Raw genomic sequence first — 22,277 nt, forward strand, 5'->3', positions numbered from 1 at the left:
CTGTCAGGTTTTTGAAACCTGACAGGTCTTATCCCATGATTAGGGTATTGTGATGGAATTTTGAAAGCGGTAACTTGTCTAAGTAATTATTATCAAGCATCCAAATGAAAATCAAAAAATGGCTTTCTAATCTTCCCATGTGGCTCTATGGCTGTATGCTATTGCCGCTACTGGCTTTTGGATTGAGTAAGCAAAGTGCGGTTTACTTTTCTGTTTTGGATATTCCCCGGATCTGGACGGATGAAGCTATGAAGGATTGGGAGTTGCCTAATTCAAATCCAGCGTATTCGGCACAGCCTGTTACGGAGGAATTCTATTACAATCTTCCAGAAAGGGTCATCTATAAAACGTATCCAGTGTACCATCCAGACCAAGAGCCTGAGGGGTATTGGGAATGGCTCCATGGCCTGGAAGCGGAAATTGTATTTGATGAAAGTAAGCTGATTACTGAGGAAGATTGGATCAAAGCCGGTGAATTGCTCTTTGACTATCCAATTGATACCCTTGGAGCTATAATCAATACACAACATGTGCGCAATCCGGATTTTTACTCCAGTACAGGCATGCCTTTGACACCTGAAGGAATCATGCCTTTTGCTCAATGGGTAGTAGCGGGGAAAGGCAAGGTGTATTTGGGAAATCTTTCCTGTGCGATGTGCCATACCCGGGTTATGGAAGATGGTAGTTTGTTGAAAGGAGCCCAAGGAAACTGGCCCGGGGATAAGGCTTTTGCATTTGCTTTAGAATCCGATGGAGTTTCTGAAAGGGGAGTGCAGGGTATTACCAATATTCTTTTCGGAAGTGCTTTTGTGGAAGGTAATCCCCATGGGAAATTGCTGGCCAGTGGAAGAGAAAGTATATTGGAAGCTTATAAAGCAGTTCCGGAAGGAGCCTTTGGTAGGCAGGGTACCAGTATCCTGTATCCACCCCAAGCGCCAAACCTGATAGGAGTGAAGGATAGAAAGTATTTTGATCATGGAGGATTGGGGCAACATCGCTCAATAGTAGATATGATGCGCTACATTGCCATGAATCAGGCATTGGATTTTTTGAATTTTTATGGGGAATACAATTCTATAGGTTTGACCAAAGAAAGACTGAATATAGGAGATCCCATTATTTTCCCAGGAACTTACGATCGGCACTCAGAAGCACAATTATATGCGATTGCAAAATATGTTTATTCATTGACCCCACCGGAAAACCCTTATAAACCATCAACTGTCAGCGAGCGGGGGAAGATCATTTTTGCGGAACAAGGTTGCGTGACTTGTCATACCCCGCCGCTTTTTACCAATAATAAACTGACTCCTGCTGATGGGTTTGAGGTTCCTGACGAACACTTTGATAAGTATGACATCTTTGATATTTCTGTCGGAACAGATCCAGGCTATACCCTGAATACCCGAAGGGGGACAGGGTATTACAAAGTTCCTTCTTTGTTGGGGCTGTGGTATAGAGGCCCCTTTTTACATGATGCTTCATTAGCTAAGCTCGAAGATCTATTTGATCCAGCGAGACTGAGAGATGATTATGTGCCTACAGGATTCAAGCCACATGATGTCAAAACCAAGGCAGTTAAGGGACATGAATTTGGGATGGAGTTGAATGAAGGGGATAGGAAGGCTTTGGTTGCTTACCTATTGACTTTATAAGGAGGTGAAATTCACTAAGCTGTGGCTCAAAATCATGTGACGCACCCTTATAGTATGATGTATTGACTTGTTTATCACATGATTAGGGTATTGTAATCAAGCGTCATCAGCTGTAATTTGTTGTTGTAATTTTATCCAAAAGGAAAATGAAAGAAATCGTTAAGAAATTATCAAAATTACCAAATTGGCTCCTTTTAAGCTTGATATTACCGCTTTTGGCTTTGAGTTTAAGTGAAAAGGGAGGGTATATTTTGAGCAAAATTGAAATCCCAAAGGTGTGGACAGATGAAGCAATGAAAACTTGGGAATTGCCTAATCCCAAACCAGAATATTCTCCTCAGCCTGTTTCAGAGGAATATTACTATGCGATGGCTGAAAGAACCATTTACAGATCTTACCCAGTTTATCATCCTGATCATGAACCAGAGGGTTACTGGGAATGGCTTCAATCGCTGGAACCAGAAGTAGTTTGGGATCCATCCAAGTTTATAACAGAGGAAGATTGGATCAAAGCTGGCGAGATGCTGTTTGATCACCCCATTGATACCTTAGGGGCCATTCTCACTAACGATTTGGTGCGAAACCCGGATTTTTACGACTATGTCGAAATGCCTCTTACTCCTGAGGGAATTATGCCATTTAGCAGGTGGGTGGTTACTGGAAAGGGTAGGGTTCGTGTAGGGAATTTGTCATGCGGTATGTGTCATACGAGGGTTATGCCCGATGGCTCTCTGATTAAAGGTGCACAAGGCAATTGGGCAGGGGATAAGGCATCCGTATTTTTTGCTACTGAGGAAGGTTTTGAACCTGATAGTGATCTAATTCGGTCTATGGGTTTTTTAATGAATGCTTTGTTTGGAAGTCCTTGGTCTGATGGAGATCCTCATGGAAAGTTAGTTTCTCAAGGCTTTGATGCAATAGTCAATGCTTTTCAATCTGTGCCTATTGGGACTTTCGGTAGGCAAGGAACAAGTATTTTATTCGCTCCTCAAGCTCCCGATCTAATTGGAGTGAAAGACCGAAAATACTTGGATCATGGAGGATTAGGCCAACATAGGGGCATTGAAGATATGATGCGATACATTGCCATGAATCAAACTTTGGATGTGCTTAACTTTTATGGGGATTTCAGCCCTTTAGGTATTCCCCGAGAAAGGCTTATCCCTGACAGACCTATCATGTTTGCAGGAACACATGATCGCTACTCAGATGAGCAATTGTATGCACTCGCCAAATATGTTTACTCCTTAACTCCACCGGAAAACCCCAATAAACCATCAGCTTTGAGCGAAAAAGGAAAAATCATCTTTGCAGAACAAGGATGTGTCACTTGCCATACTCCTCCTTTATTTACCAATAACAAACTCACTCCTGCTGAAGGCTTTGAAATTCCAGAGGACCACTATGAAAAATATGACATTTTTGATGTTTCCGTGGGTACAGATCCCAATTACACATTCAACACCCGACGTGCCACAGGCTATTACAAAATACCTTCATTAAAAGGCCTATGGTATCGGGGGCCATACCTTCATGATGGTTCAATATCTCAGTTGGAAGACTTTTTTAATCATGAAAGGCTTCAAGAGGGATGGTCACCCAAACCGATCAAAGGACATGAATTTGGGATGTATTTGAATGAAGGGGATAGGAAGGCTTTAGTTGCGTATTTGTTGACACTTTAAACATTTAAACATTGATATTGATGGATATTGGATATTTAGATATTGTTGTTGCCCCGTGGCGATCGTTACGTATTCTTTGCGCCCGCTGCGTGAACCCCACTTTAATTAATAAGAAAAATAGATTGTTTTTGGTTTTTGCCTTAGTACCGTTTTTGCTTATAGCTCAATCGGTTAAACCTGAAAGTCCTATCCAATTCAAAATAAAAAATGCGGGAATAACTGTGGATGGGACAATTTCAGATTGGGAAGTGGAGGTGGATTTTGATCCTAAGAAATTATCTCAATCTATTATTCGAGGTAAGGCAAACCCAGAAAGTATCCAAACAGGAATCAAATTGAGGGACAAGCACCTTCAAGGAAGGGAGTACTTTCATATCCAAAAATTTCCTTTCATTAGTTTGGAATCCAAGTCTTTTCAGCCAAGGGGTAAGAATGCTTTTGTAGGGATTTTTGAATTGCAGATCCGGGATGTAAAAATGGAAGTGGAAATCCCATTTACTTTGTCCCAAACAGGAAGGCAGCAGAAGTTTAAGGGTGAGTTTATAATTGACCGATTGGATTTCGGGCTAGGAGAGAAGAGTTTGGTTCTTTCTGATGAGGTGAGAATATTTGTGGAATTTTAGAATTTGTACCATAGGGTTTCACGCAACGACCGCAACGGGGGAAACGCAACGGTCGCCACGGAAAAGAACTCTATATTACGTAGCGCTCTTAGCGTTAATCGTTGCGCACGTTGCATGAACTTTTTAATCGGTTATTTAAACGTTTATCTAAAAGTGAAAGCATTGGCTTTGGATATTTATTTACTTTTTGTAATGGATGAATGAAAATGAAATAGCAAAGATGATCCTTGATAAGGCTTTTGAAATCCACAGGACTTTGGGACCGGGATTACTGGAGTCAGTTTATGAAAAAGCTTTGGAGTATGAATTGATTCAGGCTGGTATTTTTGTGGTATCTCAAGTGCCGGTCCCTCTTATTTACAAAGAAATAAAATTTGAAGCAGGCTTTAGACTTGATTTGCTGGTTGAAAACAAGGTGATCGTAGAAATTAAAGCCAACGAAGCCCTAGCACCTGTACATTTTGCCCAAACCTTGACCTATTTGAAGCTTTCAGAGAAAAAGCTTGGTCTACTTATAAATTTTAATGTCAAATATCTTAAAGATGGGATTCATTGAATTGTCAATAATCTTTGATTTTAAAAATTGATGGTTTCACGCGGCGGGCGCAGCGGTTTTACGCAACGAACGCAACTAATAAGATGTCCATATTTCGTTGCGGTCGTTGCGTTTTCTCTTTGCGTCCTCCCAATACTCGGGACAGGGTCTGCGTGAAATTTTTTTTAAAAAAAAACCTCAAACACCCGAATCTTCAACAGGAATGATTTTATCCAATTCATTAGATTTTTGATGTTTTTCCTCTTCTAGGTCATAGTCATCTTGTAACCCTAACCAAAATTTAGGACTTGTTCCGAAGTATTTGCTTAGTCGAAGTGCAGTATCAGCAGTAATCCTTCTATTGCCCTTGATGATTTCAGAAACTCTCGTTTGAGGAATAAATGTTTCCTTAGCCAATCTGTAAGCAGAAATTTCCATAGGAATTAAAAACTCCTCTAATAAAATTTCACCTGGATGAATGTTTTTAAGCTTTTCCATTTTATGAATGATAATCTAATATTTGAACTTGGTAAGCATCATTATTGTCCCATACAAATATGATCCTCCACTGATCATTGATTCTGAGACTGTAAAATGAAGGTAGATTTCCTTTGAGTTTTTCAAGTCTATTTGCTGGTGGAATCCTCAAATCTTGAAGACTTTGGGCATTATGAAGCATTCTTAATTTTCTTCTTGCAGTATGCTGAATTTCATTTGGTAGTTTTCTTGAAAAGATACCGTTCCAAATTTTTTCAGTTTCTTTATCACCAAAATCTTTTATCATCAATCTTGCCTTGCGTTACTAACGTATAAAGTTAGTATCTTGTTTTTAATTTCACAACACACTGTTTTATTTTTAAACGTTTTGCCTCGATATCACATAATTAGGGTATTTTCCGCACTGTTTCATTTTCGTACATTTATAGTGTATTCATTTTCAACGTTTTACCAAACTGTCAACACTATGAAAGTTCATACAGAAAACATTCTGGCCCATACCTGTGTGATAGGGGGCTGCGCTGCCTTGATTGGTACAATCCTTTTCCTATTTATGATGCTATCGGATTATTTAAAGGGCTTTTTATCCCTAGCGTCTATTGTTTAAGTTGATATTCTATGTTTTAATTATAATCAATTTTTGCCCATGAAAGCATATGGCTTGTTCTTTATTGTTTTGATTTCTTGTACTGGCAAAGTAGAGCTGACGCAAGAAGATATGGTCGCCAAAGTGTTGAGAGAAGCCCCACTGATTGATGGTCATAATGACCTGCTGATCCATTATATCTGGTGTCAAGCCTGTCCGAGAGAATTGGATGCCTACCGGTTAGATACCATCACAGATGGGCATATCGATATTCCCCGACTGCGCCAAGGAGGAGTGGGTGCGCTGCTGACCAATATTTTTGGTAGAGGTAAAGAGATGAATGAATACCTGCAAGGCTGGGATTTGATCTATAGAATAGAGGAGAAGTATGCTGATGTTTTCAAAGTTGCAGTTACATCTTCAGAAGTCAGGCAATTAATGAAAAACGGGAAGATTGCCATTATCCCCTCCATGGAGCATACCTATGAATTGGTGGATGATTTGGGGCGATTGAGGACATTGTACCGATTGGGTTTGCGCTCGGTGATTTTAGCTTACAATAATAACAATATTGCGGATGGAGCATTTGATGAACCCATAAATGATGGTTTGACTGGTTATGGGAAAGAATTGGTGTTGGAAATGAATCGCCTGGGTATGATGGTTGACCTTTCACATATTACTGAGAAAGGGATGCTGGATGTACTTGAAATTACAAGAGCCCCAGTCATATTCAGCCACGCCAATGCAAGGGCCCTTACAGACACCGAAAGGAATGCCTCAGATCAGGTTCTTTTGAAATTGAAAGAAAATGGTGGATTGATCATGCTGACTCCGGTCAATTATTTTACCACGCAGGAAGCCCATGATTATTTTTTGGTAAAGCTTGATAGTATGAGTAAGGTATTTCAAGAAAAATACCCCAATCCTGATCAGATGTCTGAAGAAGAAATTGAATTAGCTGAAGCAGAATGGGATGCTTGGGAAGCAGCCAATCCGGAACCCAAAGTGACCGTCAGGGATTTTGCAGATCATTTTGATTATGTAAAAAATCTGATTGGTGTAGATCATATAGGTATTGAAAGTGATTTTGATGGGATGTTCTATTTGATTGAAGGGATGGAGGATGCCAGTACATTTCCGAATATCCTTTTGGAATTGGCTAGCAGAGGTTGGACAGAAAGCGAGTTGAAAAAGGTGACCCAAGAGAATTTTTTGAGGGTATTTGAAGCAGTAGAACAAAAAGCCGCAGAATTGCAGAAAGTTGAGCAGCCAAGGATTGCTAAAATTTTATCTGATTAAGATGTTAAATAGTTTAAAAGTTTCTCGCAACGAGCGCAACGACTTTCACGCAACGAGCGCAGCGTTTCTTTTGTGATGCCGTACCCTAACATCAGGAGATTCCAAGGAAGTAAAGGATGAGCTTCTATCAAGCGGGAAAAGGAAGTTGAAGGTTTGTTCAAACAAGCATTTCCTGGCCGTGAAATTGTTTTAGTAGATGCTTTGCCGCTGAATTGGCATGGTGGAGGTATACATTGCAGTACACAGCAGGAACCTAAAAGGAGGGGGTTGAAGTAAAGCAGGGCTTTCATTATGCTTTCTTGAAAAACCATTTTTTAAAAGTGCTTTTTGTAAAAACTACCTTATCAACCAAAAGTGTCACTTGTGAATTAAAATTTTGAATGAAATAATACTCGTTAATATGTAAAATGACTATTAACGAATGAAAAATCATTCATAAAATGTTTTTTGTTTACTGAAATATTTATACATTTGTATGAAAAATAAGTCATAAAAGCACAATTTATCATATAATGAATGATTTTTCATACATATCGTATATAAGTGATGGAGCGCTTCTCAAAAAAATAGGAGGCTTTATCAAGTCCCGCAGGATTGAGCAGAACCTTACGCAAGATGAAGTGGCGGAGCGGGCTGCGATCAGTCGATCTACCCTCAGTTTATTGGAGAGGGGAGAGAATATTGCGCTGACCAATCTATTAAAAATACTTCGTGTTTTGGATGCCCTGTATGTGTTGGAGCATTTTCAAGAAGTAAAGCCTATCAGTCCTATGCAGCTGGCCAAAGAAGACGAGGCCAAATGGAAAAGGGCATCCAAAAGCAAAAAATCTTCCCCTAAAGATGATCTGGGATGGTAAGGACGGCATTTGTCAAGCTCTGGGGGCAGCGGATAGGGGCGGTGGTATGGGATGAACGTCAAGAATTGGCTTTTTTCGAATATGACAGAAAATTTACCTCTGGTAAACTCGATATCTCACCGATTCGGATGCCGCTTGGGAATCGTGTCTATGGCTTTCCTGAACTGAGAGGCAATGCGACATTCAAAGGGCTTCCCGGATTGTTGGCAGACTCTCTACCTGATCGTTATGGAAATGAATTGATCAATGGCTGGCTTGCCCGTCATGGTAGACCCGAAAACTCTTTGAATCCCGTTGAACTACTTTGTTTTATCGGAAATCGAGGCATGGGTGCCTTGGAGTTTGAGCCTTCTACACTGCCAGTCCAAGAGCAAGGGCAATTATTGGAACTCTCAAGCCTTATTGAGACAACTAAAAAGTTGCTGGAAAGCAGGGAGCAGTTTGAAACACAAACTGACCAAGCCATGCGTGATGTCATGCTGAATGTGTTAAAAATGGGTACTTCAGCGGGAGGTGCACGACCCAAAGCCATCATCGCATATAATGAAGCCACCGGAATGATCCGATCGGGGCAGACTTTGCAAGATGCTGGATTTGAACATTGGCTGATCAAGTTTGATGGGGTTAATGACACACAGTTTGGAGAGACCTTTGGTTATGGACGGGTGGAGATGGCTTATTATGCCATGGCGATAGATGCTGGAATTGACATGGCTGAAAGCAGGCTGATTGAAGAAGAGGGTAGGGCGCATTTTATGACCAAGCGTTTTGATAGAGTGGACGGAACCGATAAGCTACACATGCAGACTTTTTGTGCTTTGCAGCACTTTGATTTCAACAATGTTACTAGCTTTAGCTACGAACAGCTGTTTCAGACCATGCGCCAACTTCGGCTTACCTATGCTGAGGCAGAGCAAATGTTCCGCAGGATGGTATTCAATGTTTTGGCCCGCAACTGTGACGATCATACCAAAAACTTTGCTTTTCTGATGGATAAGGAGGGAAAATGGAAGCTTTCTCCGGCCTATGATATTTGCCATGCTTACAGGCCTGACAGTGTTTGGGTCAGTCAGCATTGCCTGAGCATCAATGGCAAAAGGAAGGATTTTGTACTAGACGATTTTTTGGCCATTGCCAAGCAAAATTCTATCCGAAATCCTCAAGGGATTATAAAAGAAGTGCAGGAGGTCGTTTCCAATTGGCTGGACTATGCAGGAAAATATAAGGTGAATTCAAAGCTTTCAGAAGCTATCGCTGCTACTTTGGTCAAGCTGGTATAAGGGCTGCATTTGATTAATTTTTTTATTTCTAAAAATTTTACCCATCACATCATTGGGGTATTGTGGGCGACTTGAAATTGAGGGAAATTTAGTGGAATGATTTCACGCTACGAGCGCAACGAGAAATACGCCACGAGCGCAACGTAATTAATTTAAAAAATCACCGCGTTCGCCGCGCTTTTCTTTGCGTTCGCCGCATGAAACAAAAATCCTTAATCCATGAAAAATCTAATTTTCTTTGTCTTTTTGATCGTGATTATTTTCTCCTGCAAGCAAGAGCGAAGAGATCCTTCAATTTTTTATTATCCTGCTGAATGGGAACCACAGGAAGCTATTATGATTGGTTGGAAAACCATTCAGCCTGAGTTTTTCCCCTTGGCTGCAGATGTGGCACGAGCGCTTGAAGGTTCCACTTCTGTCATATTTGTATCAGATACCAGCGAAAACCCTCAAATATTTAAGCAATATCTAGTAGAAAATGGTTTAGATACGGCTTCATTTACTTTTTTGACCATCCCTATTCGGCAGGCTTTAGCCTTAAGAGATATTGGTCCTGTGTATCTGACCAATGGGTTGGGAGAGAAAAAGGCAGTAGATTTCAGGTGGTCATACCAGGACTACTTTGAGCGTTTTTTAATTGAGAAAGGAGAAGAACCCGACTCAGCAAAGATTTATGCTTCGTTCTTTGACCGAAATCAAAAAACAGATAGCCTGATAGCAGCTAGAAATGGTATCGAAGTCATTACTTCTTCATTGAACCTAGATGGGGGAGCAATTGAAGTCAATGGTAAAGGTACCATATTGCTGAATGAAGAGTGGATGTTAATGGTCAATCCGACTTCAACCAAGGAAAGCATGGAGCAAGAGTTGCAAGAACATTGGGTGTTCATCATTTTATTTGGGTAGGAAAAGGCCTTGTAGAAGATGGTGATGTGTCGAAATTCATCATACCTGGATACATTGCATTAGGTACAGGTGGTCATACGGATGAATACATTCGATTCGCAAATGCCAATACGATTCTTCTAGCATGGGTGGATGAAGAAGAAAAAAACCTACATCCCATACATGCCGAGAATCACAAAAGGATGCAGGAGACTTATGAAATTCTGAAAAAAGCAAAAGATCAAGATGGGAGGCCCTTTTCTATCATTAAAGTCCCATTGCCTGACCTCCGGTATAGGCCCAATGTGGTTGTAGAAAGATGGGCAATGAGTGATTCCACGATTGGGAAAGAGTATTTTGCCCCTGATCAGGGCGTGCAAGTCGGAGATACACTTCAGTATTTGTCGTCTTCTTCCTATTTGAATTTTTTGATTTCAAATGACAAGGTTTTATTGCCTACCTACTTACATGTAGGCAGTTCGCCTGAAAAAGAAGAACGTGTGAAAGATATCTTTTCAAGTTTATACCCTGATAAAACTTTGGTTTGGATAGATGCTATTGAATATAATTGGGGTGGTGGAGGTATTCATTGTTTCACCAAGCAAGTGCCTAAGGTAAATTGAGAATTAGGGATTTTTTATCAAACCATCACATCATTAGGGTATTGTGGGCAACTAGAAATTGAAAGAAATTTAGGGGAATGGTTTCACGCAACGGTCGCAGCGGAAAAAACGCAACGAGCGCCACGTGAGGGTTTTAAATTCGCTGTGTTCGCTTCGATTTCCTTAGCGTTCTCTGCGTGATACAAATGATCTTGTTAATATGAAGTCATTATTTATACCCCTGTTTATTTTCTTGTTTATCAGCGATGATTTCGCACAATCTGATAGGCTTCAGGCATATAATCCATCAGGAATGTCCCATTGGGAGCCATTTATCGGGCAATGGAAAGGAATCGGCTGGAGGTTGACAGAGGATGGACAACAAACAGAATGGCATCATGCCTATAACATTCAAATCAAACTGGATGGGAGGCTCCTAATGCTGGAAAATACCACAACAGTGAAAGGGGAAGTTCACCACAAAAGCCTAATCCTAGGGACTTATGATGAAAAAGCCAATAATTTTCCTCTTCGTGTGTACTCTACGCTAACACCGGATGGGGATTATTCAGGAGTTTTTGAAAACGGGGCATTCATCTATTTTATGAACAAGAACTTACGTTTTTCCATGCAGGTAAATGAAAAGGGACAGATCCATGAGATCGGGGAAATGAACATGGGCGATCAGTGGGTGCAGGTTTTTGAAATGCTTTCTGCCCGACAAAATTTAAATGAAAAATAAGCACCCCCGTTTTTACCTGACAATAACCATCTTTGCGTATTTCGTGGCGTACGCTGCGAGAACCCCATAACGAAAAACCTTGAAATATTTCACTCCTGCTTATTCCTGACTATCATGCATTTTCAGCGTGTAAACTCTTTAAAAAGCGCGTATTTCACATTAGTTAATCCTATATATAAGATAGATGAAAACATCAAAAAAAGTAGTTTGGATTACCGGTGCTTCTTCCGGAATTGGAAGGGAGATGGCACTGCAATATGGGGCTAAAAATTATGCTGTAGCAGTGGCCGCACGGCGTATGGATTTGCTAGATGCGCTCGTCAAAGAAATAGTAAAACAAGGCGGGGAAGCATTTGCCGTTTTCTGTGATGTGACGGACGAATCTTCCATTCAACGTGCAGTCAGTCAAATTGTGAGTCAATATGGCAAAATTGATATTGCTGTGGCCAATGCAGGGGGCGGGGTGATCGGGTTTTTGGAAAACCTCAGTCGGGAGGAGTGGACCAGACAACTGGATATTAATGTAATCGGCCTGGCAATGACGGTGAAGCATGTATTGCCGGAGCTTAAGAAGACTAAAGGAAGGTTGGTATTGATAGGTAGTATTGCTGCGTATATTCCCAATCCATACCTCAGCGCCTATGGCGCAAGTAAAGCTGCAGTACATAATATCGGTGAGTCTCTTCAAGTAGAACTTTTAGGTTCAGGAGTGACTTGCACGACAATTCATCCCGGATTTGTTGACAGTAATATCACAAGAGTGGATAATAAAGGCCATTTTAACCCCAATGCCAATGACCCACGTCCTGCCAACCTTATGTGGCCAACAGATAAAGCAGTCAGAGATATGATTAGGGCCATTGACAAACGGAAGAAGCTAGCAGTCATCACAGGCCATGGAAAAGTCTTTGTTTTTTTGGGTCGCTTCTTTCCTGGCTTAGCAAGGGTTATGATGGCAAAGCAGATAAAAGAAATCTCTAAATCATTGTGATGTGATATGTTGCTCCGTGTGAACCCCAAAACCAAAAACACATGAAAAAACTCACACTTTTCACACTCCTAGGATGGATCATTTTTGCTTGCTCCAGCCCTTCCCATGATCTTTTGATCACCAATGTGAATGTCATAGACGTAGTCACGGGTGAAGTACTTCCTAACCGAACAGTCGCCATTGACGGTGATGAAATAACGGCCATCTACACTAGAACCATTAAATCCGGAAAAAACACTTAAGTGGTAGATGGAAAAGGGAAATTCCTGATCCCAGGGCTTTGGGATATGCATGTGCATAATAACTGGAACTATGAAGATACCAATGACCTCTTAGTAGCCAATGGTGTAGTAGGAGCAAGGGAAATGTGGGGGGATATGAAAATCAGGAAGAAAATGTATGGGATAGTTATGCCGAAGGCTTTTTAACGCAAGGGGATACTGCCAACGCCATCCAATACTACCAAAAGGCACTGGATATCTATCCCTGTAATCTTGTAATTGAGAAGCGATTGCTAGCATTGAAGCCTTAAGTTCAACAAATTTCCAAAGTTTTGAACTTTGGAAAAATTTAAGTAGTGGTTAAGCAAGTATAGGTTTGGTTCCTTGGAATGGTTGTGGAGAACACTTACCTATGGAGTAATACCTGCGTTGATAATATATTGATTGAAAACGTTGAAAAAAATGTTATGAAAACATCAAATCAAGTCCTCTGCACCACAGGAGGCTCTTCTGGAATAGATCTCCATTTGGCAAAAGCATTTGTAAAAAAAGGTGAAACTGAAGAAGCCATTTCACGATGAATGGCTTTACTTGGAAAGCTTGTAATTGAAATCAATAATTCACCTACTGTTCTTTTTTTATTTTTTAGCTTGTATCTTTAGTCAAACCCAAAGCATAAGCTATGAAAAGGATATTTCCCAATTTTATTTTTATTTGTGGAACTTTGTTCGCGTGTAGTACACCACCAGAAACTACCTTTCCAATAAAGAAAAATATCTCTGAGTCTGTATTCGCTTCTGGGCTCATTAAAGCTAAAAATCAATATCGTGCTTTTGCCAATACAAATGGAATTCTTTCTTCATTATCCGTGGAAGAAGGAGAACTTGTAGAAGAAGGTCAAATTCTTTTAGAGATATCCAACGAATCGACTAAACTCTCTAGAGAGACCGCGGAATTAGCTCGGGAATTTGCTGATCGGCGAGAAAATGAACTAAAAATCAAAGAGGTGGAGGTTTCTATTGAATTTGCCAGAATTAAATTTGAAAATGATTCACTCCTTCTAAGCAGGCAAGAAAATCTTTGGAAACAGGGTATCGGCACGGCCAATGATCTAGAACAACGACGGTTGAATTTTCAAAACTCTAAAACCCAGTACCTCTCAGCTCAACTTCGGTACAGAGATTTTAAGCGGGAATTGGAGTTTAACGAACGGAATGCCTCTAAAAACTTGGCGATTTCCAAATCTGTAGAAGGCGACCTCTCGCTGCGAAGTAAAATAGCTGGAAAGGTATATGCTTTGCTAGTTGAAAAAGGAGAAATGGTCAATCCGCAAACACCTTTGGCCATCATTGGTAGTGCAGATGAATTTATCTTAGAAATGCAGGTTGATGAATACGATGTCGCTAAAGTAAAGGAGGGACAACGCATTCTCGTCAAACTTGATAGCTATAGAGGAGAAATTTTTGAAGCTGTATTAAGGAAAATTAATCCGATTATGGATGAGCGGACCAAGAGCTTTACTGTAGAAGCTGAATTTGTCCAAAAACCAGATGTGCTCTATCCCAACTTGAATTTTGAAGCGAATATTCTAATTCAAGCCAAAGAAAATGTATTGACAATCCCTAGGAATTACCTAATCCAAGATCGATTCGTATTAGCTGCAGATGGGGATACTTTAGAGATTCAAACAGGTCTTAAGGATTATCAATTGGTGGAAGTCTTGGGGGGGATTAATGAGCAGACCAAATTAAAAAAGCCCTTTCTATGAAATTTGGGCTGATTATAGAAATTGCAAAAGCCTTGATGCTGGCACGCATCAAACAAACAATGGTAGCTGCTGTAGGAGTAACCTTTAGCATTACCATGTTTATTGCATTACTTGGTTTTATGAACGGGCTCAATGACTTGTTGGATGGATTAATTTTGAATCGGACTCCCCATATCCGCTTTTACAATGAAATCAAACCAAGTGAGGATCAGCCCATCAATGTATTTGAAGAGTTGACAGGCTTTTACAATATAATTCGATCTGTCAAACCTTCTGGCGCACGTGTCAATATATATAACAATGAGGCAATCATTCAAACCTTGGAAAAAGATGATAGGATTTCAGGAATAGCACCCAAAATCACTGTACAGGTATTTTTCAATGTTGGAAATGTAGATATTCCTGGTTCCTTGAATGGAATTCAAGTAGTCGAAGAAAACAGACTCTTCGCATTTAGTGATTATGTGGTGGCCGGGGATTTTATGAATCTCCAAAATACTGCTACCAGCATTATTTTAGGAAAAGGTGCTGCTGATAGAATAATGGCAGAGATCGGAGATTATGTGCAGGTCACAACGGCACAAGGCAATCGATTATTGCTAAAAGTTGTTGGGTATTATCAATCAGGACTAGGAGAACTGGACAATATTCAATCCTACGTTTCTTTGGCTACTGCTCAAAAAATGATTGGAGAAAGCGCTTCCTATGTGACAGATATTCAGGTAAAGCTGCATGATTTTACATTAGCACCAGCCATGGCAAAAGAATATAGCACAATTTTCGATATTCAAGCAGATGACATACAGACTGTTAATGCGCAATTTGAAACAGGCTCTGATATACGTTCGATGATCAGTTATGCCGTAGGAATTACTTTTTTAGTAGTCTCAGGATTCGGTATTTACAATATCCTGAACATGATGATCTATGAAAAAATGGACACCATTGCTATTCTAAAAGCAATTGGATTTTCTGGAACGGATGTGCAACAGATCTTTACAAGTATCGCAATATCAATTGGATTTGTTGGAGGAGTTTTAGGTTTGATCTTTGGGTATTTTGCTTGCTTAGGTATTGAGCAGATTCCTTTTGAAACTGAAGCTTTGCCTACTATCAAAACCTTTCCGGTCAATTTTAATCCCAAATTCTACTTGATTGGAGGTGTTTTTAGCTTAGTTACTACCTATTTCGCTGGCTTTTTTCCATCGAGAAAAGCTAGTAAAATCGATCCTGTAGAAATAATCCGAGGAAAATAAGATGCAAACATCTACAGTCATAGAAGCGAAGAAAATCAATAAGTATTTCTATAGTCCTGGGAAAGTTCAGGTACTCAAAGAAGTTACATTTTCAGTTAATAAAGGAGAATTTGTATCTGTGATGGGAAAGTCGGGATGTGGCAAATCAACCCTGCTATATGTACTTTCGACAATGGATACGGATTATGAAGGCCAATTATTGTTGGATGATCATTTGATTACAGACCAGCCTTCTCAGGTTCTCTCTCAACTCAGAAATGAAAAGATTGGCTTTGTTTTTCAATTTCACTATTTGATTCATGAGTTTTCCGTGTTGGAAAATGTGATGGTTCCGGGTCTCAAACTCAATAAGCTCTCTAGAGAGGAAGTGGAGCATCAAGCGATGGAAAAGCTCCGGATTTTTGATATGCACGAGCATGCTTTCAAAAAAGCCAATCAATTATCTGGTGGCCAAAAACAGCGTGTTTCCATAGCTAGAGCTTTGATCAATAATCCGCTGATCATCATGAGCGATGAACCTACCGGTAATTTGGATAAAAAGAATTCAGATATTGTTTTTGGCATATTTCGAGAGTTGGTTCAAGAATTTCACCAAACAATGCTGATGGTTACCCATGATTCAGAGTTAGCAGACAAGACTGACAGGACCATCTGGATGGAGGATGGGAAGATTGTCTCGCACCTTTAAGCTTTGAATTGGTTCACGATTTAAATTGGTGGAATACTTGATAAGCGAAAACATAAAATGATGCCTTCGAAACATTATATTTGAGTCAACTTAATCGAGGGAAGAAACTCTTATGAAAACTTCAGGAGCCTTACTTTTAATATTCATCTTGGGAATAGTCCAAGTTACCTCAGCCCAATCCCTACCCAAGGTGCTAATCACCTACCATTCCGAATCTGGTAAAACCAAAGCTATGGCAGAAGCAGTAGCCAAAGGTGTTTCTAGTGTCAAGGAAGTTGATTTTATTCTCAAGCCAATAGCTGAAGTAACCAAAGATGAAATCCTACAGGCCTCAGCCATTATCCTAGGCTCTCCTGTTTACAATGGCAATATTACGCCTGAAGTACAGGCTTTCATTAATTCTTGGCCATTTGACGGAAGACCTTTGAAAAATAAGATCGGTGCAGTATTCGTGACGGGAGGAGGTTTTTCGATAGGGGAGGAAGCCACCATGTTTGCCATGATCCGATCCATGATGATTCACGGGATGATTATAGTAGGTGGTGAAGAATTGGAAGCTGCTTTTGGTGCTTCTGCGATTACAGGCGAAGGAGACTTTGCCGATAGGGAAGTGCAGGAGATTTTTTTAAAAAAGGCTGAAGGATTGGGGAGAAGGGTAGGAGAGCTAACCAAAATCAAAGATTGATTTATTGTTAAGAAAGAAAAGGGTATTCTGAATATGTAAGGTCGCTTTTTACCATCTTCAAGTACATATTACAAATACAACGTCTGTCTTGTTTATACTAGGTTAACATTGGATTAGTATAAGATAATGATTAGAAAATATTAAGAAAATAAGGAGGTAATCTTCGACGACTACATTTGTCGCATGAAGATCAAGTTATTGTTATTGTCATTTTTACTGTTTAGTTCTTCTGATTCGTTTGCTGCCAAAATTATTGGAAAGATCAGAGATACATCAAGTAAGGAGCTGCTCATCGGAGCAAACGTCAGCATCACCAATAATTCAACCCAAGAGGTTTATAGAACCATCACAGGACTAGACGGAACCTATAATTTATCAAATATCCCTATTGGTGTTTATTCCCTTGAAGTTTCTTACATGGGATATGCTAGTTTCCTCGAAATCATTGAATTTACTACTGATAATGCGACTTTATCAATGGATTTTGATTTGGAATCTGATGATGCATTGCTTTCAGAAGTGATAGTGACAGCTGGTGTAAAGGGTACAGACATTCAAGCGAGACAACTAGAAAAAAACTCCGCCAGTGTATTAAATATTATATCGGCAAGGCAAATTCAACTTTCTCCTGATATCACAGTGGCCAACGTGATCCAGAGAGTGTCAGGTTTGTCGATTGAAAGAAACGCCAGCGGAGACCCTCAGTATGCAATCGTAAGAGGTATGGACAAAAGGTACAACAACACCTTGGTCAACGGAATCAAAATCCCTTCTCCTGATAACGAAAACAGGTTTGTTCCCTTAGATATTTTTCCAGCTGTATTACTTGAGAGATTGGAGGTTTACAAATCACTAACAGCCAACATGGAAGCTGACGCAATAGGCGGAACGGTCAATATGATCATGAAGAGCGCTCCAAATCAATTGATGTTAGAAGGTGATATTCAGTTAGGTTATAATCAATTGAACCTAGAGCGACCTTTTCAAACCTACGATAGGTCTAATCTCAATAGACGCTCACCTAAGGAGAGATTTGGAGAAAATTATCGTGCGACCCCAGCTGACTTTCCTGTTGAAAATATGATCAATGAAGGAATTACACCGCTTCCTGATATTTTTGCAAATTTAACTTTTGGAAATAGATATCTAGACAATAAGCTTGGCGTGATGCTAGGGGGGAGTTTCCAGAATTCCTATAGGCCTGTTTCCAACTACTTTTATGATCCAGGTGTTAGTTTTTTGCCAGGTAACCCACTTTTGATGCGTGAGTTGATCGAAAGGGAAACTAGTTCTCAGCTTCAAAGAACCGCTTTCCATGGTAAATTAGATTATGCTATCAACCCAAAACACAACATCAGTCTCTACCTAGGTCAATATCTTCTGAATGAATTTAGAGTAAGGGATCAAGTGAGGAGAGAGTCCTTTGTTTCTACCACAGACTATGCCGTATATCCAATCACTAGATTTAGCAATATTTTCCAATCTATTACTACTGCTGACTTAAGAGGGGATCACTCACTCGCTGGGAATTTGAAAGCGAATTGGATGGCTATTTACTCAACTGCACTGAATGATAGACCTGATGATGGCGTTTTTTCTAGGGCTGGTCAATTTATCACTGCTGAGAATAGAATTACAAACGAATCCGTATACTTCCAAGGTACTAGAAATTCTCGTGCATGGGAAAGAAATAGAGATACAGACATTTCCTTCTATCTAGACTTCAAATACACGCCTTACTTTATCAATGAAAAGACAGAGGTGCTTTTTGGTGGCTTGGTGAGGAATAAGGTTAGGGATAATTTCTTTAACTTTTATAACTACGCTCAAATCTTCGGACAATTTAGAGGCGTGGATTGGGATGATTTTGGAGAAGTCAATTTCAGCGCCATGGCCAATCCATTAGGAAGTGGAGATAGGAGCAACTTGGTATATGACGCTTATGAAAATATTTATGCCGGTTATATCAATGGTAGTGTAACAGTCAATAAGACAAATTTTCAGGCAGGATTGAGAGCAGAACAGACTTTTCAAGGCTACGAAATCAATGCTGTATCTGCTTCAAGTAATGATACAGAGCTGAAAAAAGAACAACAATACTTGAGTCTTTTCCCTTCTGCAAGTATCAAGCATAGTATCAATGATAGAACCAATCTTCGAGCTACTTATTTTAAAGGTATCAGTAGACCTGGGTTTTATGAAATTGTACCTACCATTAGAAGTGCAGGAGGAGGAGATTCTTTTTACAGCGAAAGAGGAAATGAAAATTTGCGTCCATCCTTTGGCCATAGTGCAGATCTGAGATACGAGTTTTTCCCATCAGGGGCGGATCAAATTTTAGTTGGATTTTTTTACAAAAAGATCATTGATCCGATTGAATATGGATTTCCACAACCTGATGGAAGTGATGTTACCCCGAATACCAGCAGAATCTTACCTCAAAATTTTGATGACGCTACAAATTTCGGAATAGAGGCAGATTACACCAGGTATTTTAGCAAGATTGGAATAAGGATGAATTATACTTATACCAAGTCGGAAATCACCACGACCAAGGTGGTAGTCAATGAAGATCGTTCAAATTCTATTGTGAATCAAACAAGGCCTCTTCAAGGACAATCGGATCACATCGCCAATCTCAGCTTGCTTTACAAAGATCAAGACCGAATGCTCGATATTCAATTGGTGGCAAACTATGCAGGTGAAAGAATTGCTTTCGTCTCCCCATTTTTTGAGGCAGATCATTACATGAAACCAATGACCCAGCTAGATTTCTCTTTAGATAAGGGTTTCAAGAATGGACTAGTGGTCTTCATGAAAGTAAATAACATACTCAATACACCTTATCAACTTTATGTCAAAAAACCACTGGCAGTGCCTACGGATCCTTATCCATATCAAACTGATCCATTTAATATTGGATTTGTAAGAAGGGATTTGTTTGGTCAGGCAATTAGACTAGGACTGAGATACACACTTTAAACATCATCAATACAAATAAAATTATGAAAACACTCAAATCATTATTGTTACTAGCAATGCTTGCAATGGCTTTATTTGCCTGTAAGGAAGATGAAGAAATCAATCCAATAGATGAAAACCCAGATGAAATACTAGATGGTATTTCAGGGGATATGACAGAGATTGACTTCGAAAGAGGAGAAACTTACAAAGTAGTCGGTGACTTAGTTGTTCCTCAAAATGCTTCTGTGACTATTCCAGCAGGAGTCACGCTTGAATTTCAAGAAGGACCAAATGGAGAAGCTTGGTTTATCGATGTGTTTGGTTCCTTATATATCAAGGGAGAAGAGGGTGCAAGAGTCACTTTGACTGCATCTCAAGAATTGATTGAAGGGCCTAAAAATAATGGTATCGGTCAGTTATGGGGTGGTGTCATAGGTACCAATGTTGCAGGAGATTTGGTAATTCTCTATACGGATATATTATATGCAGGTGGAGCTGCAAGAGAAGAAAACGCCATGGCTCAACCAGCTACTGGAGGAGGTGGAGAATTAAACGCAGGAGATGCAAGTTATGCCCTCTATTACATAAGACAAGCCCAAATGAGACAAGATGGAATATTTGTGTTGAATAATTCCAAAATCGCTTTCTGCCCAGATGATGCAATCAGAATCAATGGTGGAAAAACATTGATGACATACAATACATTTGAAGTTACTGGTGGTACTGGAGGAGACGCTGTAAACATTAAAGCTGCTACTTCTGGAGATTTTGCTTTCAACTTATTTTATAATCTCGCAACTAATGGTCTCAAATCGGCAGATACAGGACCAGGAGAAAGAGGTAGATGTCACACAAACTTTTACAATAATACTATCCTTAATTCAGGATACAGAAGAGCTGAGCCAGGTAGAGGAGCAGGTCTAAACTATGAATCAGATTCCTATGGAGATGTTCACAACAATCTTTTGGTAAACAATAGGTTTGGACTAAGGCTAGTTTCAGGTGAATCTCAGCCAAGAGTAGAGTCTATCAATTATGGTTACAACTGGAACTACGGTGCAGTGCAGACCATCACAGATGAATTTTACCCTACAAGTGCTACCTCATCAGTTGGCTTGATTGGAAATGACCCAAGGACCCCAATCCCAAGTACTGATGTGGCTGGTGCTCCACAAGAGAATGATCCAATGTTTGAAAATTATGACCCTAGTACTTTCACTTTTGGTGGTAACTCAAGTGTAAGCACTGATCCTTTGTCGAGAAATATTTCGCCAATCCCAGCAGGAGCTGATTTCCACTTAAAAGCTGATTCACCTGCATTGACTGGAGGAATTACAGATTTTGATCCTGTTCACACTGCTTACACCACATTGGATGGAAGCATGACATTTACTCCTCCAGCTCCAAGAGCTTTCTTCGGCGCATTCGGAACAAGAAATTAAGTTATCATTCAGGAGTAGGAGCACCTACTCCTGATTTGTTACAGCTGATGAATAGATTACCTTGGTATACTTTCTTTGCTTTATGTTGCAGCTTCAGCTCATGCCTTACAGAGGCTGATCCTCAGCAAGACAATTATTGGAGCACGCATGTGCCTTTTAGGGTCAGCTACAACACCTTCTCTATGCCAGTCACGGAAAAATGGATTCCCTTACCAGAAAATCTGGGTGCTGTACCATTGAGTGAGGCTTCTGGTTTGGCATATAGTTACCAAAACCCTGGTAAAATTTGGACGCATCAAGATTCTGGAAATACAAATATACTCTTCCTACTTGATTCAGAGACAGCAGAAATTGTTGCCAAGTATAGAATAGAAGGGACAGTCAATATTGATTGGGAAGATATCGAAGTGTCATTCGGGCCTGAGGAAAACATCACATACCTGTATATCAGTGATACTGGTGACAATAACTTAAGAAGAAATCAATATACAGTTTACAGAATCAAAGAGCCTGTCTTCGAAGAAGCTCACAGAGGACAGACAATTACATTGTCAAATCTTGAATTGGATCAGATTGACTTTGACTACCCAGATGGCAGTCATGACGCAGAAGGTTTAATGGTAGATCCTGAGACCTTAGATATTTTCTTGACTACCAAGAGGAGTACATTCTCAAAGCTTTATGTACTTCCATATCCTCAAGAAAATGGAGTTAGAAACGAAGCAGTATTTGCTGGTGAATTTGGTTTTAGAGATTCATCGGCTGCCACTACTAACCTTCAAGGGGATAAAGTTTTGATCAAAAATAGACAGGAAATCTTCTTTTGGGAAAGGCAAATGGGGGAAACAATGGTAGAGATGCTAGCCCGAACACCCCTTAGAGCTCCTTATATAGGGGAACCACAAGGGGAAGCGATCTGCCTAGATCCAAATAATAATTATTTCACTTTAAGTGAAGAGTTGAATAGTTCAACACCACCAAACCTTTATAAATATTTACTTTCAAATTAATA

At 40.0% G+C, this 22,277-nt stretch carries 23 protein-coding genes and 1 pseudogene; 22 read left to right on the forward strand and 2 right to left on the reverse strand.

Features of this window, described 5'->3' with window-relative positions; all coding sequences use genetic code 11:
* The first annotated feature begins 104 nt into the window (after positions 1-104).
* From BW935_RS05720 to BW935_RS05735, 4 genes are all read left to right on the forward strand, one after another.
* Positions 105-1,655 carry a hypothetical protein gene (locus tag BW935_RS05720; RefSeq protein WP_076499346.1) on the forward strand — a complete coding sequence of 517 codons (1,551 nt, stop codon included), beginning with the start codon at positions 105-107 and terminating at the stop codon, positions 1,653-1,655.
* Positions 1,656-1,801: 146 nt separating this feature from the next.
* Entirely contained in the window at positions 1,802-3,340 is a 1,539-nt protein-coding gene (locus tag BW935_RS05725; RefSeq protein WP_076499347.1) for a hypothetical protein, read from the forward strand.
* 20 nt (positions 3,341-3,360) lie between these two features.
* Positions 3,361-3,963, forward strand: coding sequence for a YceI family protein (locus BW935_RS05730; RefSeq protein WP_217695347.1), 603 nt, complete (start codon positions 3,361-3,363; stop codon positions 3,961-3,963).
* 196 nt (positions 3,964-4,159) lie between these two features.
* On the forward strand, positions 4,160-4,519 hold the full coding sequence (locus BW935_RS05735; protein ID WP_076499349.1) for a GxxExxY protein: 360 nt from the start codon (positions 4,160-4,162) through the stop codon (positions 4,517-4,519).
* A gap of 177 nt (positions 4,520-4,696) precedes the next feature.
* On the opposite strand, the gene BW935_RS05740 is transcribed toward BW935_RS05735, so the two are convergent.
* Together BW935_RS05740 and BW935_RS05745 are read right to left on the reverse strand one after the other, a co-directional pair.
* Positions 4,697-4,996, reverse strand: a complete 300-nt coding sequence (locus BW935_RS05740) for a HigA family addiction module antitoxin (protein WP_076499350.1) — start codon at positions 4,994-4,996, stop codon at positions 4,697-4,699.
* Between the two features lies 1 nt (position 4,997).
* Positions 4,998-5,282, reverse strand: coding sequence for a type II toxin-antitoxin system RelE/ParE family toxin (locus BW935_RS05745; RefSeq protein WP_076499351.1), 285 nt, complete (start codon positions 5,280-5,282; stop codon positions 4,998-5,000).
* A gap of 180 nt (positions 5,283-5,462) precedes the next feature.
* On the opposite strand from BW935_RS05745, the gene BW935_RS18320 reads away from it, so the two are divergent.
* The 18 genes and pseudogenes from BW935_RS18320 (at position 5,463) to BW935_RS05820 (ending at position 22,275) form a co-directional block, all read left to right on the forward strand.
* Positions 5,463-5,603 carry a hypothetical protein gene (locus BW935_RS18320; protein ID WP_175606641.1) on the forward strand — a complete coding sequence of 47 codons (141 nt, stop codon included), beginning with the start codon at positions 5,463-5,465 and terminating at the stop codon, positions 5,601-5,603.
* Positions 5,604-5,642: 39 nt separating this feature from the next.
* Positions 5,643-6,884 carry a dipeptidase gene (locus tag BW935_RS05750; protein WP_084565824.1) on the forward strand — a complete coding sequence of 414 codons (1,242 nt, stop codon included), beginning with the start codon at positions 5,643-5,645 and terminating at the stop codon, positions 6,882-6,884.
* Between the two features lie 126 nt (positions 6,885-7,010).
* Positions 7,011-7,160, forward strand: a complete 150-nt coding sequence (locus tag BW935_RS05755; protein WP_084565826.1) for an agmatine deiminase family protein — start codon at positions 7,011-7,013, stop codon at positions 7,158-7,160.
* Between the two features lie 236 nt (positions 7,161-7,396).
* Entirely contained in the window at positions 7,397-7,741 is a 345-nt protein-coding gene (locus BW935_RS05760; RefSeq protein WP_076499352.1) for a helix-turn-helix domain-containing protein, read from the forward strand.
* Positions 7,735-9,021, forward strand: coding sequence for a type II toxin-antitoxin system HipA family toxin (locus BW935_RS05765; RefSeq protein WP_076499353.1), 1,287 nt, complete (start codon positions 7,735-7,737; stop codon positions 9,019-9,021). The genes BW935_RS05760 and BW935_RS05765 overlap by 7 nt, the downstream gene beginning before the upstream one ends.
* Positions 9,022-9,357: 336 nt before the next feature.
* A pseudogene (locus BW935_RS18855) lies at positions 9,358-10,529 on the forward strand (agmatine deiminase family protein).
* A gap of 199 nt (positions 10,530-10,728) precedes the next feature.
* Complete coding sequence (locus tag BW935_RS05775) at positions 10,729-11,250, forward strand: hypothetical protein (RefSeq protein ID WP_076499354.1); 522 nt, start codon at positions 10,729-10,731, stop codon at positions 11,248-11,250.
* A gap of 184 nt (positions 11,251-11,434) precedes the next feature.
* Entirely contained in the window at positions 11,435-12,241 is an 807-nt protein-coding gene (locus BW935_RS05780) for an SDR family NAD(P)-dependent oxidoreductase (protein WP_076499355.1), read from the forward strand.
* A gap of 41 nt (positions 12,242-12,282) precedes the next feature.
* The gene (locus tag BW935_RS18185) at positions 12,283-12,483 is read left to right on the forward strand and encodes a hypothetical protein (RefSeq protein WP_139325496.1); all 201 of its coding nucleotides are present in this window, start codon (positions 12,283-12,285) and stop codon (positions 12,481-12,483) included.
* Positions 12,484-12,669 (forward strand): hypothetical protein, encoded by a 186-nt coding sequence (locus BW935_RS18325; protein WP_175606637.1) that lies wholly within the window; start codon positions 12,484-12,486, stop codon positions 12,667-12,669.
* Positions 12,609-12,773 (forward strand): tetratricopeptide repeat protein, encoded by a 165-nt coding sequence (locus BW935_RS18860; RefSeq protein ID WP_139325497.1) that lies wholly within the window; start codon positions 12,609-12,611, stop codon positions 12,771-12,773. The genes BW935_RS18325 and BW935_RS18860 overlap by 61 nt, the downstream gene beginning before the upstream one ends.
* 371 nt (positions 12,774-13,144) lie before the next feature.
* The gene (locus BW935_RS05790; protein ID WP_076499357.1) at positions 13,145-14,230 is read left to right on the forward strand and encodes an efflux RND transporter periplasmic adaptor subunit; all 1,086 of its coding nucleotides are present in this window, start codon (positions 13,145-13,147) and stop codon (positions 14,228-14,230) included.
* The gene (locus BW935_RS05795) at positions 14,227-15,486 is read left to right on the forward strand and encodes an ABC transporter permease (protein WP_076499359.1); all 1,260 of its coding nucleotides are present in this window, start codon (positions 14,227-14,229) and stop codon (positions 15,484-15,486) included. Before BW935_RS05790 ends, BW935_RS05795 begins: the two co-directional genes overlap by 4 nt.
* Position 15,487: 1 nt before the next feature.
* Positions 15,488-16,174, forward strand: coding sequence for an ABC transporter ATP-binding protein (locus BW935_RS05800; protein ID WP_076499360.1), 687 nt, complete (start codon positions 15,488-15,490; stop codon positions 16,172-16,174).
* 112 nt (positions 16,175-16,286) lie between these two features.
* Positions 16,287-16,859, forward strand: a complete 573-nt coding sequence (locus BW935_RS05805; RefSeq protein WP_076499362.1) for a flavodoxin family protein — start codon at positions 16,287-16,289, stop codon at positions 16,857-16,859.
* A gap of 183 nt (positions 16,860-17,042) precedes the next feature.
* A complete protein-coding gene (locus tag BW935_RS05810; RefSeq protein WP_076499363.1) occupies positions 17,043-19,841 on the forward strand; it encodes a TonB-dependent receptor in 2,799 nt (932 codons plus the stop codon).
* A 23-nt stretch (positions 19,842-19,864) separates the two neighbouring features.
* Entirely contained in the window at positions 19,865-21,265 is a 1,401-nt protein-coding gene (locus tag BW935_RS05815) for a right-handed parallel beta-helix repeat-containing protein (RefSeq protein WP_076499365.1), read from the forward strand.
* 47 nt (positions 21,266-21,312) lie between these two features.
* Positions 21,313-22,275: an SdiA-regulated/phytase-like domain-containing protein gene (locus tag BW935_RS05820; protein WP_139325498.1), complete on the forward strand. Its 963-nt coding sequence runs from the start codon at positions 21,313-21,315 to the stop codon at positions 22,273-22,275.
* Positions 22,276-22,277 lie beyond the last annotated feature (2 nt).

The organism is Belliella pelovolcani (genome assembly GCF_900156785.1).
Classification (GTDB): domain Bacteria; phylum Bacteroidota; class Bacteroidia; order Cytophagales; family Cyclobacteriaceae; genus Belliella; species Belliella pelovolcani.

What these genes read in the sequence shown, in the direction of transcription:
- BW935_RS05720 (WP_076499346.1), top strand. Translation starts at nt 105, where the DNA reads ATGAAAATCAAAAAATGGCTTTCTAATCTTCCCATGTGGCTCTATGGC.
- BW935_RS05725 (WP_076499347.1), top strand. Translation starts at nt 1,802, where the DNA reads ATGAAAGAAATCGTTAAGAAATTATCAAAATTACCAAATTGGCTCCTT.
- BW935_RS05730 (WP_217695347.1), top strand. Translation starts at nt 3,361, where the DNA reads ATGGATATTGGATATTTAGATATTGTTGTTGCCCCGTGGCGATCGTTA.
- BW935_RS05735 (WP_076499349.1), top strand. Translation starts at nt 4,160, where the DNA reads ATGAATGAAAATGAAATAGCAAAGATGATCCTTGATAAGGCTTTTGAA.
- BW935_RS05740 (WP_076499350.1), bottom strand. Translation starts at nt 4,996, where the DNA reads ATGGAAAAGCTTAAAAACATTCATCCAGGTGAAATTTTATTAGAGGAG.
- BW935_RS05745 (WP_076499351.1), bottom strand. Translation starts at nt 5,282, where the DNA reads ATGATAAAAGATTTTGGTGATAAAGAAACTGAAAAAATTTGGAACGGT.
- BW935_RS18320 (WP_175606641.1), top strand. Translation starts at nt 5,463, where the DNA reads ATGAAAGTTCATACAGAAAACATTCTGGCCCATACCTGTGTGATAGGG.
- BW935_RS05750 (WP_084565824.1), top strand. Translation starts at nt 5,643, where the DNA reads ATGAAAGCATATGGCTTGTTCTTTATTGTTTTGATTTCTTGTACTGGC.
- BW935_RS05760 (WP_076499352.1), top strand. Translation starts at nt 7,397, where the DNA reads ATGAATGATTTTTCATACATATCGTATATAAGTGATGGAGCGCTTCTC.
- BW935_RS05765 (WP_076499353.1), top strand. Translation starts at nt 7,735, where the DNA reads ATGGTAAGGACGGCATTTGTCAAGCTCTGGGGGCAGCGGATAGGGGCG.
- BW935_RS05775 (WP_076499354.1), top strand. Translation starts at nt 10,729, where the DNA reads ATGAAGTCATTATTTATACCCCTGTTTATTTTCTTGTTTATCAGCGAT.
- BW935_RS05780 (WP_076499355.1), top strand. Translation starts at nt 11,435, where the DNA reads ATGAAAACATCAAAAAAAGTAGTTTGGATTACCGGTGCTTCTTCCGGA.
- BW935_RS18185 (WP_139325496.1), top strand. Translation starts at nt 12,283, where the DNA reads ATGAAAAAACTCACACTTTTCACACTCCTAGGATGGATCATTTTTGCT.
- BW935_RS05790 (WP_076499357.1), top strand. Translation starts at nt 13,145, where the DNA reads ATGAAAAGGATATTTCCCAATTTTATTTTTATTTGTGGAACTTTGTTC.
- BW935_RS05795 (WP_076499359.1), top strand. Translation starts at nt 14,227, where the DNA reads ATGAAATTTGGGCTGATTATAGAAATTGCAAAAGCCTTGATGCTGGCA.
- BW935_RS05800 (WP_076499360.1), top strand. Translation starts at nt 15,488, where the DNA reads ATGCAAACATCTACAGTCATAGAAGCGAAGAAAATCAATAAGTATTTC.
- BW935_RS05805 (WP_076499362.1), top strand. Translation starts at nt 16,287, where the DNA reads ATGAAAACTTCAGGAGCCTTACTTTTAATATTCATCTTGGGAATAGTC.
- BW935_RS05810 (WP_076499363.1), top strand. Translation starts at nt 17,043, where the DNA reads ATGAAGATCAAGTTATTGTTATTGTCATTTTTACTGTTTAGTTCTTCT.
- BW935_RS05815 (WP_076499365.1), top strand. Translation starts at nt 19,865, where the DNA reads ATGAAAACACTCAAATCATTATTGTTACTAGCAATGCTTGCAATGGCT.
- BW935_RS05820 (WP_139325498.1), top strand. Translation starts at nt 21,313, where the DNA reads ATGAATAGATTACCTTGGTATACTTTCTTTGCTTTATGTTGCAGCTTC.